This is a genomic window from Amycolatopsis sp. NPDC114505 (genome assembly GCF_055633615.1).
This window is the reverse complement of record NZ_JBVKDV010000004.1, coordinates 737,680-749,690: the sequence shown is the minus strand read 5'-3', so window position 1 is coordinate 749,690 and position 12,011 is coordinate 737,680. Positions and strand designations below refer to the sequence as shown.

The window sequence follows — 12,011 nt, the reverse complement described above, 5'->3', positions numbered from 1 at the left end:
CGGCTCGAGCCTGATGCCGTGTCGACCCTCTAATCACGCGTGATGCCCCTTCAATCACGCGTGATGCCTTCCTGATCACGCGAGATTCCCCGCCAATCACGTGTGATGCCCCTTCCGGCACGCGAGCTGGGGAGGTGGCGGTGCGGACCTGGGCGCGGGGTGGTCCTGGCATGCGGGGGTGGCCTTCCGCGTGGGGGATTTGTCACCCGTGGGCGGAGTTCCGCGTGGCCGCCCGGTGGGGTGAACCGTTCCGGTAGTCTCGCCCGCATGGCCACGGACAGCCACCTCCGGTTCGCCCTCGGCGTCCACGCGGCCCTCGGTGCCGAGGGCGGGAACTCCTGTTTCTCGCCGTATTCGGTGGCCAGCGCGCTGACTCTGGCCGCCTTGGCCGCGCGGGGGGAGACCCGCGACGAGCTCGTCGCCCTGCTCGGTGATCCCGGTGAGCAGACGACTTTGCTGCGGGACGCCGCGCAGCTCGTCGACGAGGCCCGGGGTGAGCAAGCCGAGCTCGCCGTCTCGAACACGCTGTGGGCCGACGACCGGCTCCCGCTCGAAGACTCCCTCAAGGCCGAGCTGGCCGAGTGGCCCGGCGCCGCCGTCGCGAGCGCGCCCTTCGAGAGCCGGCCCGAAGCCGCGCGCGCCCTGATCAACGATGACGTCGGGCGCACCACGCGCGGCCTCATCCCGCAGCTGCTGCCGCCCGGCTCGATCGACCGGGACGTCGCGGCCGTGCTGGTCAACGCCCTCTACCTCAAGGCCGCGTGGAAGCTGCCGTTCCGCGAGGCGAACACCAGCGACGCGCCGTTCCACGCGCCGTCCGGCACTCGCGACGTCCCGACCATGTGGCTCAGCGAGCGCGTCGGGTACGCGCACGCCGCCGGCTGGCAGGCCGTGCAGCTGGTCGCGGCGGGCGGCCTGCAGGCCGTGGTGCTGCTGCCCGACGGCGACCTCGCCGACGCCGAAGCGGCCCTCGACCAGCCGACCCTGACGAGCTTGCTCGACGGCATCGGCGCGAAAGCCGTCGAGCTCGCGCTGCCGAAGATCTCACTGGACGTCCCCAGCTCGCTCACCGGCGTGCTGCGCGGCCTCGGCGTCCGCACGATGTTCACCGACGAGGCCGACCTGAGCGGACTCTCCCCGGACCCGCGGCTGACCGTGTCCGAGGTGCTGCACCAGGCCGTGCTGCGGGTGGACGAACAGGGCTTCGAGGGGGCCGCGGCGACCGCGCTGACCATGCGCCTCACCTCGATGATCATCGACGACCCGGTCACCGTCACGGTCGACCGGCCGTTCCTGCTGCTGGTCCGGCACGCCGGCACCGGGGCCCTCCACTTCCTCGCCAGGGTGGTCGAACCGTGAGCTTGAAGTCCGAAGCCGTCCCCGACCTCGTCCCGCCCACCCCCGAACCACCCGAAGGCCCGAAGCGCTGGGCGTGGCAGGACTCCGCCATCACCGGCGGGTTCCTGCTGTTCACGATCCTGCTCTACAACGGGCTCTGGTTCGACCTCAAGCGCGGCTACCTCTGGAACGGTGCCGCCGACCAGAGCCAGTGGGAGTGGTACTCGACGGTCGTCGCGAAGTCCGTCCTGCACTTCCAGAACCCGTTCACCACGGACCTCCAGAACTACCCGCTCGGCGTCAACATGGCGGCGAACGCGGCGATGTTCGGCCTCAACATCCCGCTCGCCCCGATCACGCTGACCTTCGGCGCGACGCTGACGTGGGCGATCGTGCTCACCGCCGGGCTCGCCGGCACCGCGACCGGCTGGTACTGGGTGTTCTCCCGCCACCTGGTGCCGAACCGCACCGCGGCCGCGATCGGCGGCGCGTTCTGCGGCTTCGCCCCGCCGATGATCTCGCACGGCAACGCGCACCCGAACTTCGTCGTGCTGTTCGTGCTGCCGTTCATCGCGCTCAAGACGATCCAGCTCGCGCACGGCGAACGTCCGGTGCGCAACGGGATCGTGCTCGGGCTGCTCGTCGCGTGGCAGATCCTGCTGGGCGAAGAGCCGCTGATGATCTTCGCGCTGACCTTCATCGTGTTCGCCGTCGCGTACCTGATCCCGCACCGCGCGGAGATCCGCGGCATGCTGGCGCCGCTGGGCAAGGGGATCGGCATCGGCGCGGTCGTCGCGCTGCTGATCGCCGGATTCCCGTTGTACTGGCAGTTCTTCGGCCCGCAGAGCTTCCACTCGCTGCTGCACGGTTCGGCGGGCAACGACACGGCGGCGTTCACGCGTTTCGCGACGCAGTCGATCGCCGGCGCGCCGGAAGCGGCCGCGGACGTGTCGATGAACCGCACCGAGGAGAACGCGTTCTTCGGCTGGCCGCTGATCGTGCTCATGGTCGTGCTCACGATCTGGCTGTGGCGTGACGTCGTGTCGCGCGCGCTCGCGATCACGATGTACGTGATGGCCCTCCTTTCCCTCGGCATCGAGATCACGGTGGCGCACGACGACACCGGCATCCCGGGCCCGTGGAAGTGGCTGGGCCAGCTGCCGCTCCTGGACTCGCTGCTCGAATCCCGGCTCGCGATGGGCTGCATCCCGGTGGTCGGCGCGCTCCTGGCGATCGCGACGCACCGCGTCTGGACGGCGGCGGCCGAGCAACCGGAACCCCTGGACGGCAAGCCCGTCTTCCCGCTGCGCATGATCTGGATCGGCGCGGTGGTGGCGGTGCTGCTGCCGATCGCGCCGACGGAGCTGGTGACGCACGAACGCCCGCTCTCACCTCCTTTCTTCGCCGACGGGATCTGGCGCCAGTACGTCGCCCCCGGCGGCTCGCTCGTACCCGTCCCGCTGCCGAGCACCGGCGAGGCCGAGCCGCTGCACTGGCAGGTCGACGCGGGCCTCGGCTACCCGATGCCCGAGGGCTACTTCGTCGGCCCGACCTCGCCGGACGACCGCCGCGGCCGCTACGGCGCGGTGCCGCTGCCGACCTCGGACCTGTTCGCCGAGGTCGAGAAGACGGGGCAGGCCGCGGACGTCACCGAAGCCGACCGCACCCAGGCGCTGGCCGACCTGCGCGCCTGGAACGCGGACGTGCTGGTGGTCGGCCCCCGGCAGAACCAGGAAGCACTGAAGTCCACTGTGGAGCTCCTCCTGCGCAAGCCGGCGGAGTTCGTCGGCGGGGTGTGGATCTGGGACGTGCGGCCCCTGACGCCGTGACCGGCGCCCGGGCGCACGCGTCGGTCAGGCCTTCGCGGCGTCGAGCAGGATCGCGGTCAGCTCCTTCGGTTGCGAGAACATCGGCCAGTGCCCGGTGGTCATCTCCACCAGCTCCCAGCGGTCGCTCTTCAGCAGCTCGACGACGTCGGGGCTGGGCGTGTCACCGTCGAGCAGGCACTTGATGTAGGTGGTCGGCAGCTCGCCCAGCGGCCGGGAAAGCACCGCGGGTTCGGTGAGCGACGCGGCCGGGTGCGGGGTCGAGCCCTCGACGAGCCGGGCGATCTCGGCGTCCGAAAGCCCTTGCTCCGCAAAGTCTTCCGCGGTCAGCGTGGGCCAGAAGCCGCGCTCGGTGAGCGCCGCGACCTGTGCCTCGGACCAGACGGACGTGAACGACTCCCCGTCGGTGGGCACGTTCGAGTCGACGAACACCACGCGCTTCAGCCGGTCGCCGATCCGCTCGGCCGCCTGCCCGACCGGGATGCCGGAGTAGCTGTGCCCGACCACCACGACGTCCCGCAGATCGCCTTGCGAGACGACGTCGACGATGTCCTGCACGTGCTTTTGCTGCCCGCCGGGCTCGTCGCGTTTTTCGGCGACGCCGGACAGCGTCACCGCGTGTGCGCCGTGACCCGCTTCGCGCAGCCCCGGGACGACGTCGTCCCATGCCCACGAACCGAGCCAAGCGCCTGCCACCAGTACGAATTCAGCCATGCCGGAAACCTAGTGGAGGGGTCCGACAATTTCGGTAGAGTCGGCGCCCGTGACCTCAGTGGACGACCAGGGCCGGACCGAACCGCCCGTCGACGGCGACGAAGCCGCGATCCTGCTCGGCTTCCTCGACTTCCACCGCGAAACCCTGGCCTGGAAGTGCGCCGGGCTGGACGAAGCGGGCCTGCGCGCGACGCACCTACCGGCCACGTTGACGCTGGGGGGCCTGCTCAAGCACCTCGCGTACGTCGAGGACTACTGGTTCTCCTGCGTCTTGTTCGACCGCGAGCCGGCGGCCCCGTGGAACACCGTCGACTGGCGCGAAAACCCGGACTGGGACTGGGATTCCGCCGCGCAGGACACCCCGGAGCAGCTCCGCGAGCTCTGGCAGGCAGCGGTGACGCGGTCGCGCGAGCTGTACGCGGAGGCGTTGACGAACGGCGACCTTTCGCAGGCGTCGAAGCACACCCGGCGCGACGGCACTTCGCCGAGCCTGCGCTGGATCCTGGTCCACCTGGTCGAGGAGTACAGCCGCCACAACGGCCACGCCGACCTCATCCGCGAGTCGATCGACGGCAGCACGGGCGAGTAGCTCAGCGGCTCTTGGCGACCGCGTCGGAGTCGATGCACAGGCTGCCGTCCCGCATGGCTATCCCGAGGACGTGCGTTTCGGTGCTGTCCGGGCGGCCGTCGCGGTAGTGCAGCCGGATCCGCGCGGTCACCGTGCTGCCCTCGACCGCGGGCGTCCCGAGAACCTCGGCGCCACTGAACTTGCTCCAGAACTTGTCGTAGCTGTCCCGCGTCCGCAGCCGCAGGTTCGGGCCGATCAGCTCCCAGCCGGAGTCGGTGTCCGGCATCAGCCCGTAGTAGTGGACGACAAAGCCGGCGAGGTCGCCGGTGGACGGCCGGCTCGAACTGGCCGTGGTCACCGCGACGGGGACGGTCGTCTCCGCCGCCGGGGTGCTCGTGCGCACCGGAATCGGTACCGGTGCGGCGAGGGGCGGCGAGGTCGGTGTCCCGGCCGGCGTCCGCGACAGCAGGGCGGGCAGCGCGATCAGCGCACCCACCCCGCCGAGCAGCAGGACCGTGACGATCGTGAGCGCGACCAGGAGGCCCGTCTTGCGCGGTGGCACGGCATCCGGTTCGACCCTGGTGAAGGCCCGGGTCGCGGCGGGCGGGGCCGCGAAGCCGGGACGAGCCCGCGGTCCGTCGAGTGCCGCGCTCGCACCCGCCGCCAGTGCCGCGGCGGTGGGGTACCGGTCGTCCGGGCTCTTCGCCATGCCCCGGGCCACGACGCCGTCGAGCGCCCCGGGGATGCCCGGGCGCAGCCTGCTCGGGCGCGGCGGCGCCTGGTTCAGGTGGGCGTTGAGGAGGGACGCGGCCGTCGTCGCGGCGAACGGTTTGGTGGCGGTCAGGCACTGGTGCAGCACACACGCCAAGGCGTAGACGTCGACGCGCTGGTCGGGCCGCGCACCGGTGAACCGTTCGGGAGCCATGTAGTCGAGCGTGCCGATCGCCGCGCCGGCACCGGTCAGTCCGGTCGCCGACTCCTGCGACCGCGCGATCCCGAAGTCCACCAGGTAGGCGAACCCGGTTCCGTTGATCAGGATGTTCGACGGCTTGACGTCCCGGTGGACCAGGCCCTCGGCGTGCGCGGCGGTGAGGGCCTGGGCGATCTGGCCGACCACGTCGACGGCTTCGCCCGGGTCCATCGGTCCGTGCTTGCTCAGCCTCGTCGCCAGGTCTTCGCCTTCGACGAGCTGCATGTCCAGGTAGAGGCGGCCGTCGATTTCCCCGAACGCGTGAATCGGCACGATGTGCGGCTCGCGCAGCCGGGCCGCCGCGTGCGCTTCGCGGCGGAAGCGTTCGCGGAACTCTTCGTCGGCGGCGAGGTGGGGCGGCAGCACCTTCAACGCCACGACCCGGTCGAGCCGGGTGTCGCGGGCGCGCAGGACTTCGCCCATGCCGCCGCGCGCGATCGGCCGCTCGATCCGGTACGGCCCGAATTCCGGGTTCACGTGGCTCCTTCGCAGGCGGATTACCCTTGCGAAGTCGCGGCGCGACCGACAGCGCGTTACACGTCGGCAGTCCCGGAACCCGTTCGGGTTACGGCGAAACCTGCCGTCGAACAGGGCGGGCGCTCGGTCCTTCACCCACGGCGGTGCGCGATCTGGAAGACGTTGCCGAACGGGTCGCGGACCATCGCTCGCCGGTCGCCGTAGGGCATGTTCGCCGGGGCCTCCAGGCTCGTCGCGCCGCAGTCGAGGGCTCGGCGGTACGTCGCGTCCGCGTCGGGGACGTACACGTGGAGGAACGCGGGGAACAGCTCGCGCTCGCCTTCGGCCGACAGCATCACGAGCGAGCCGCCGATGCGGATCTCGGCGGGCCGGCCGCTTTCGACTTCTCCGGTCGCGCCGAAGACCGAGCGCAGGAACGCGACGGCGGCGACGAGATCGCTCACCACCATCCGCGGGATCACCGTCTGGAAACCCGGGGTCATACCGGCCCACCCAAGCCGCTCGCGGCCGGGAGCACAAGTCACAGCCGCAGGCCGACCAGCTTCACCAGGAACCGGTCGACTTGTTCGACGGCGGGCGGCCACGGCAGGTCGGGCTCGTTGATCCGCTGCGCCAGCATGCCGTTGACGGCGGTCCGCAGGTCGATCGCGACGGTCGCGGCGTCGCCGGCCGGGGCCAGGCCCGCGTCCATGCACGCCTGGACCGCCTCGACCGTGCGCGCGACCATGACCTCCTTGAACGGCATGCCGAGCCGCCGGTGGACCTTGCTCTCGTGCAGCACCTTGTAGAGCCCGGGGTGCTCACGCGCCCACGCCGCCTGCGTCAGGATCCGGGCCCGCAGCGCGCTCGCCGGGTCCGGAGCTTCCGCGGCCGCGGCGTCGCCGGTGCCGACGAGCTCCTCGTGACAGCGTTGCATCGCGGCCAGCACGAGCGCGTCGCGGTCCGGGAAGTGCAGGTAGACCGACGTCGCCGCGATCGACACCGCGCGCGCGACGGCCCGCAGGGACAGTGCTTCGTCGTCGGCCAGCTCGTCGAGCATCCGCACGGCGGCCGTGACGATCTCTTCGCGCAGCAGCTCGCCCTGGCCACGGGCGTTGGGACGGCGGCGGGTCTCGGTCATGGTCGGCCCAGTGTAGCTGGACACCTATTGCGCTACAGGTGTAGCGTCACTCGCACTACAGCTGTAGCGCTACGAATGTTCACCACACTGAGGGAGCTCGACTTTGACCACCACCGCACCACCGACGAGCCTCGAGCGGCTGGCCGCACTCGATCCGGCGTTCGCCCAGCTGGTCGGCGCCACCGCGAAGTACGTCCGGGCGATCCCGGAGCTGACCGACCGGGAAAAGACGTTCCTGTGCGTCACGGCCGACGTCTGCCAGGCGAGCCTGGGCCTGGCGTTCAGCGCCCACGTGCGGGCCGGGCTGGCCGCCGGAGTGTCCACTTCGGACATCCGGGAGCTGCTGCGGTTCGTCGCCTACGACTGCGGTTACCACGCCGCGACGGCGGGCATCGAGCGGATCGCCGAGCTCGAAACGGAACTGGGCATCGAGCCGGAGCGGGTGGCCCCCGAACCCCTGCCCGACGGGCCCAGTCCGCTGCCGGCCGAAGTGCGGGCGCGGCTGGACGAGCTGGACGCGCACTTCACCGGGTACTTCGACCTGCAGTCGCGGATGCGCGCCGGGCACGGGCCGGGCACGCTGAGCGAACGCGAGCGCGGCCTGGTCAGCCTCAGCGTCGACGTGCATTACCAGACGCTGGCCGACACGTTCCGCATCCACGTCGGACGCGCGCTCCGGGGTGGCGCGTCGCCGGAAGACGTGCGCGCGGCCCTGCGGTTCAATGCCCAGTTCGGCGTCACGCGCGCCTGGCAGGCGTGGGAAGTGCTGAACGAAATCCTGGGCTAACCGAGGACTTCGTCCGCGAGCCGGGTCAAGTAGCCGGCGAAGCGTTCGCGGTCCTCGCGCGGCCAGTCGCCCACCAGCGTCTCGAACGCCTGGCGCTGGTGGGCCTGCGAAGCCGCGAGGAACTCCTTCGCCGCTTCGGTGAGCGTCAGCACCGCGCGGCGCGCGTCCCGGGCCGACGTCGAGCGCACCACGAAGCCGTCTCGCCCGGCTTCGCCGACCATCCGGCTGGCCACCGAGCGGTCGATGCCCAGCTGGTGGGCCACGTCGGCGACCGTCACCTCGTCCGCCGTGGCGCCGTCGACGGCCTGGATGACCAGCAGGTTCGGCACCGTCCACGCGGCCGGGGCGTCGGAGTCGAAGCGCTCGACGACGTCCGGGGCCCACTGGCGCGACCAGTGCCGGACCAGCCGGAAGAGGGCGGGGCCACCGTCGGAGCTTGATGCGTGCATAAGGCACGTTATAACGTGTGCTTTATGCACGCATCTCGGAACCTCGCTTTCGCGGGTCTGCTGCTCGGCATGGCCATGGCCCAGCTCGACGGCCTGATCGTCACCGCGGCCCTGCCCTCGATCGGCGAAGAACTGCACGCCCGCACCGGCCTCGTCGCGGTGACCGCCGCCGGCCTGCTCACCCTCACTGTCGCGACGCCGTTGCACGGCCGGCTCGGCGACCTCCACGGCCGCCGGATCTCGTTCGCCTGCTCGGTTCTCGTGTTCGCGGCGGCCTCGGCGTGGTGTGCCGCCGCGCCCGACCTCGGCTCGCTGATCGCCGCCCGCGCGTTGCAGGGCCTGGGCGGGAGCGGCCTGATCGTCACGGCGATGAGTGCGCTCGGCGAGCTGTTCGAGCGCGACGAGCTGCTGCGCCGCCAGGGCTGGCAGACGGCGGTCTTCGCGGCCGCCACCCTCGGCGGTCCACCGCTGGGCGGGCTGCTCGCCGCGGGCCCGGGCTGGCGGTGGATCTTCCTGGTCAACCTCCCGCTCTGCGTGCCCGCCCTGGTGCTCGGCCTGCGCGGGCTGCCCGCGAAACCGAATCGCACCAAGGAAAAGTTCGACGTCGTGAGCAGTGCACTGCTCGTGGCCGCGGGGTCGGCGGTCGTCGCGCTCGGCACGGTCGACGACCTCGCCCGAAGTCCACTGTGGACGCCGATCCTGGCCGGAATCGCCGGGGGAGCCGGGTTCCTGTTCGTGCGACGGCAGCGTCGCACCAAGAGCCCGCTGATCTCGCCGAAGGTCTTCGCGGACGCCGTCCTGGCGCGCGCGGTGGTGGTCAACGGCCTCGCCGGCGCCGCGCTCTACGGCACCTTCACCTACGTCGCGCTGGTCGCGGCCTTGACGGCGGCCGCGGCCGGGACCGGCGCGCTGCTCGTCGCGATGACCGCCGGGCAGCTCGCCCTGTCCGCGTCCTTCGCCGCGCTGGCCCGCCGACGTCCGGAAATGGCGGCGTGGGGCCGGTTCGGCTGCCTGCTCGGCACGGGCGGGCTCGCCGCGGTCGCCATCGCGGCCGCTCTGGGCGGCACTCCGTGGCTGCTCGTACCGGGGCTGTTCGCGGTCGGCGCGGCCTTCGCCGTCTGCACGTCCGCGTACACCGTCCTGGGCCAGACCCGCGCCCGCCGCGACCTGATGGGCGTCACGCTGGGCTCGCTGACCTTCGCCCGGCAGGCCGGCGGGCTGGCCGGCGCCGCGGTGTTCGGCTGGCTCGCGCTGGCCACGACCGGCGGGCTCGGCGCCGCCGGCCTCACCGTCGTGTTCGGCTCGGCGGCCGCGATCATGCTCGTGGCCTGCGTCACCGCGCCCGCTGTCACGTCTTCGGAAGCGGTCTCGTCCCCCTCGTGACCGCGAACGAAGGAGAACGCAGATGCCTCGCATCCCCGCGAAGAAGACGTCCGAAGCCGGCCTGGTGCTCAAGCTGATGTACCGCTTCGCGGGCCGGCGCTACGGCGCGGTGCCCGAGCCGATGGCCGTCGCCGCGCACCACGCCGGCCTGCTGCGGGCCAATGCCGTGCACGAGCTGATGGTGGAGCGGGCCTCGAAGAAGGTGCCGGCGAACGTGCGCGAGCTCGCCGTCTACCGCGTCGCGACCCGGATCGGCTGCTCGTGGTGCGTCGACTTCGGCACGATGCTGCAGAAGCACGACGGCCTCGACATCGAGCGGCTGAAGAAGATCGACGACTACGCGACGTCGCCCGCGTTCAGCCGCCAGGAACGGCTCGCGATCGCCTACGCCGACGCGATGTCCGGCGAGCAGGTCACCGTCACCGACGAGCAGGTCGCCGAGCTCGAGCGCGAGTTCGGCCGCGAGGGCGTCGTCGAGCTGACCTACCAGGTCGCGCTGGAGAACTCGCGCGCCCGGATGAACAGCGCGCTCGGCATCGTCGACCAGGGCTTCACCTCGGGCGACGCCTGCCGCGTCCCGCTCCCGTAGGACCCCGGGAATCGGACCCCGGTCGGACGCGGAACCGGGGTCCGCCGCGGGACCGTTCCGGCATGCACCTCGTCGCCAGTGAACGGATCAAGCTCTTCAGCATCGCCACGCCCTGGGTGTGCGGCGTCTTCGCGCTCGTCGCGCTGGCCGCCCCGGCCGCGCTCACCGCCCTCACGGCGACCGAGTCGCGGCTGCCGCCCACCGTCGCGAGCACCCAGTTCGGCTACCAGCTGGGGATGGTCGCCGTCCTGCTGGCGGCCGCGCTCGCCGTGACCAGCGAGTACCACTCCGGCACGATCCACGGCACCTTCCAGGCCGTGCCGAGCCGGTGGCCGGCCTTGCTCGCGAAGGCGGTGGTCGTCGCCGGGTTCGCCTTCTTGCTCGGCGAGGCCGCCGCGTTCACGGCCTGGCTGGTCGCGCGGGTCCTCGCCCCGGACGCCGACCTGGCGCTGGACAGCGTCGCGGACTGGACGATCGTCGCGGGCACCGGTCCGGTGTTCGCGCTGGCCGCCGTCTGCGGGGTCGGCGTCGGCCTGCTCGTGCGCCACACCGCCGGCACGGTCGCGCTGCTCGTCGCCTACCCGCTCATGGCGGAGAACGTCGTCACGCTCATCCCCCGGGTGGGGCCGGCGATCCACCGGTGGATGCCGCTGAACGCCGTCACGAAGTTCCTCAGCGGTAGCGGGGAGGCCAACGCCGGCAGGGACGGCGGGAACGCGGCCGTCCTGTCGGACTCGCCGCTGAGCCCGGGCTGGGCGCTGGCCTACTTCGGCGCTTTCGCCGCCGTGTTGCTGTCCGCCGGGATCACCCTTGCGCGGCGGCGGGACGCGTGATGCGGGTCAGCTTGTCCGGGTTGACCATGTCGTAGATGGCCACGATCTTGCCGTCGCGGACGCTGACCGACTGCACGTGCTCGTCGAGGGCCAGGAAGCCCTCGCGACCCGGCATCGGCGGCAGGTACATCCCCAGGTCGCCGTTGACCAGCACCGGCGCGCCGCGCTCGACCACCCCCGGCTCGTACTTGCGCATGAGGCCGATGAAGAACCGGGCGATCTTGTCCGGGCCCAGGATGAGCTGGCGGGTGGTGCGGCCCTTGCCGTCCGAGTCGCCGATGAGCACGACGTCCGGGGCGAGCAGTTCGGTCATCGCCTGGATGTCCCCGGCCAGGAGCGCGCCGACGAACTTCTCGAGGATCTGCGCCTGGTCGTCGAGCGGTACGCGGGGTGCCGGGTCGGCGTCGGCGAGCGCCTTGCGCCCCCGGGACGCGTGCTGGCGGGCGGCCTCGACCGAGACGCCGAGCGCGTCGGCGATCTCCGCGAACGGCACTGAGAAGGCGTCGTGCAGCACGAACGCGACGCGCTGCTCCGGCGTCAGCTTGTCGAGCACGACCAGCGCGGCCATCCGCAGGCCGTCGTCACGGACCGCGATGTCCAGGGGGTCCTCGCTCACCGGCTGCCCGAACGGCGTGACGACCGGCTCCGGCAGCCACTGGCCGACGTACCGCTCGCGCTGCGCGGCGGCCGACTTCAGCCGGTCCAGGCAGATCCGGCCGACCACCGTGGTGAGCCAGCCCCGCAGGTCGCGGATCGCCGCGCGGCCGGCGTCGTCCAGCCCGGCCAGGCGCAGCCAGGACTCCTGGACCGCGTCCTCGGCGTCGGCGCGCGTGCCGGTCAGCCGGTAGGCGACGCCGATCAGGTGACCGCGGTGCGCGGCGAACTCCGCGGCGAGGGTGTCCTGGGCGGTGGGCGTGGAGGCCATGCCCCGAGTGTGCCGTATGGGGTGAAGAGGTG

13 protein-coding genes are annotated in these 12,011 nt (G+C 71.9%); 7 read left to right on the top strand and 6 right to left on the bottom strand.

The genetic code is table 11. From position 1 onward, the window contains the following. Positions 1-267 precede the first annotated feature (267 nt). Positions 268-1,359 (top strand): serpin family protein, encoded by a 1,092-nt coding sequence (locus ACZ7OU_RS41225; RefSeq protein WP_470259465.1) that lies wholly within the window; start codon positions 268-270, stop codon positions 1,357-1,359. Beyond that, positions 1,356-3,167 carry a glycosyl transferase gene (locus ACZ7OU_RS41220; RefSeq protein ID WP_470259464.1) on the top strand — a complete coding sequence of 604 codons (1,812 nt, stop codon included), beginning with the start codon at positions 1,356-1,358 and terminating at the stop codon, positions 3,165-3,167. The genes ACZ7OU_RS41225 and ACZ7OU_RS41220 overlap by 4 nt, the downstream gene beginning before the upstream one ends. A gap of 24 nt (positions 3,168-3,191) precedes the next feature. Here the strand turns inward: ACZ7OU_RS41220 and ACZ7OU_RS41215 are convergent, their stop codons facing one another. After that, positions 3,192-3,878, bottom strand: coding sequence for an alpha/beta fold hydrolase (locus ACZ7OU_RS41215; protein ID WP_470259463.1), 687 nt, complete (start codon positions 3,876-3,878; stop codon positions 3,192-3,194). Between the two features lie 49 nt (positions 3,879-3,927). Here ACZ7OU_RS41215 and ACZ7OU_RS41210 point away from each other — a divergent pair, with 49 nt between their 5' ends. Next, positions 3,928-4,467: a DinB family protein gene (locus tag ACZ7OU_RS41210; protein WP_470259462.1), complete on the top strand. Its 540-nt coding sequence runs from the start codon at positions 3,928-3,930 to the stop codon at positions 4,465-4,467. 1 nt (position 4,468) lies between these two features. On the opposite strand, the gene ACZ7OU_RS41205 is transcribed toward ACZ7OU_RS41210, so the two are convergent. The 3 genes from ACZ7OU_RS41205 to ACZ7OU_RS41195 all read right to left on the bottom strand — a co-directional run bounded on the left by ACZ7OU_RS41205 (position 4,469) and on the right by ACZ7OU_RS41195 (position 7,013). After that, complete coding sequence (locus ACZ7OU_RS41205; protein WP_470259461.1) at positions 4,469-5,893, bottom strand: serine/threonine-protein kinase; 1,425 nt, start codon at positions 5,891-5,893, stop codon at positions 4,469-4,471. A 131-nt stretch (positions 5,894-6,024) separates the two neighbouring features. Then, positions 6,025-6,375: a VOC family protein gene (locus ACZ7OU_RS41200; RefSeq protein WP_470246022.1), complete on the bottom strand. Its 351-nt coding sequence runs from the start codon at positions 6,373-6,375 to the stop codon at positions 6,025-6,027. 38 nt (positions 6,376-6,413) lie between these two features. Further along, complete coding sequence (locus tag ACZ7OU_RS41195) at positions 6,414-7,013, bottom strand: TetR/AcrR family transcriptional regulator (protein ID WP_470246023.1); 600 nt, start codon at positions 7,011-7,013, stop codon at positions 6,414-6,416. Positions 7,014-7,116: 103 nt separating this feature from the next. On the opposite strand from ACZ7OU_RS41195, the gene ACZ7OU_RS41190 reads away from it, so the two are divergent. Beyond that, positions 7,117-7,800 (top strand): carboxymuconolactone decarboxylase family protein, encoded by a 684-nt coding sequence (locus ACZ7OU_RS41190; RefSeq protein WP_470259460.1) that lies wholly within the window; start codon positions 7,117-7,119, stop codon positions 7,798-7,800. Here the strand turns inward: ACZ7OU_RS41190 and ACZ7OU_RS41185 are convergent. Next, positions 7,797-8,249, bottom strand: coding sequence for a MarR family winged helix-turn-helix transcriptional regulator (locus ACZ7OU_RS41185; RefSeq protein ID WP_470246025.1), 453 nt, complete (start codon positions 8,247-8,249; stop codon positions 7,797-7,799). The genes ACZ7OU_RS41190 and ACZ7OU_RS41185 overlap by 4 nt on opposite strands. A 24-nt stretch (positions 8,250-8,273) precedes the next feature. Between ACZ7OU_RS41185 and ACZ7OU_RS41180 the strand changes: the two genes are divergently transcribed. The 3 genes from ACZ7OU_RS41180 (at position 8,274) to ACZ7OU_RS41170 (ending at position 11,054) form a co-directional block, all read left to right on the top strand. Next, complete coding sequence (locus tag ACZ7OU_RS41180; RefSeq protein ID WP_470259459.1) at positions 8,274-9,632, top strand: MFS transporter; 1,359 nt, start codon at positions 8,274-8,276, stop codon at positions 9,630-9,632. A gap of 22 nt (positions 9,633-9,654) precedes the next feature. Then, positions 9,655-10,221, top strand: a complete 567-nt coding sequence (locus ACZ7OU_RS41175; protein ID WP_470259458.1) for a carboxymuconolactone decarboxylase family protein — start codon at positions 9,655-9,657, stop codon at positions 10,219-10,221. Between the two features lie 62 nt (positions 10,222-10,283). After that, positions 10,284-11,054, top strand: coding sequence for a hypothetical protein (locus tag ACZ7OU_RS41170; RefSeq protein WP_470259457.1), 771 nt, complete (start codon positions 10,284-10,286; stop codon positions 11,052-11,054). Here ACZ7OU_RS41170 and ACZ7OU_RS41165 read toward each other — a convergent pair. Further along, on the bottom strand, positions 11,026-11,979 hold the full coding sequence (locus ACZ7OU_RS41165; RefSeq protein WP_470259456.1) for a sigma-70 family RNA polymerase sigma factor: 954 nt from the start codon (positions 11,977-11,979) through the stop codon (positions 11,026-11,028). The two genes, ACZ7OU_RS41170 and ACZ7OU_RS41165, sit on opposite strands and share 29 nt — an antisense overlap. Positions 11,980-12,011 lie beyond the last annotated feature (32 nt).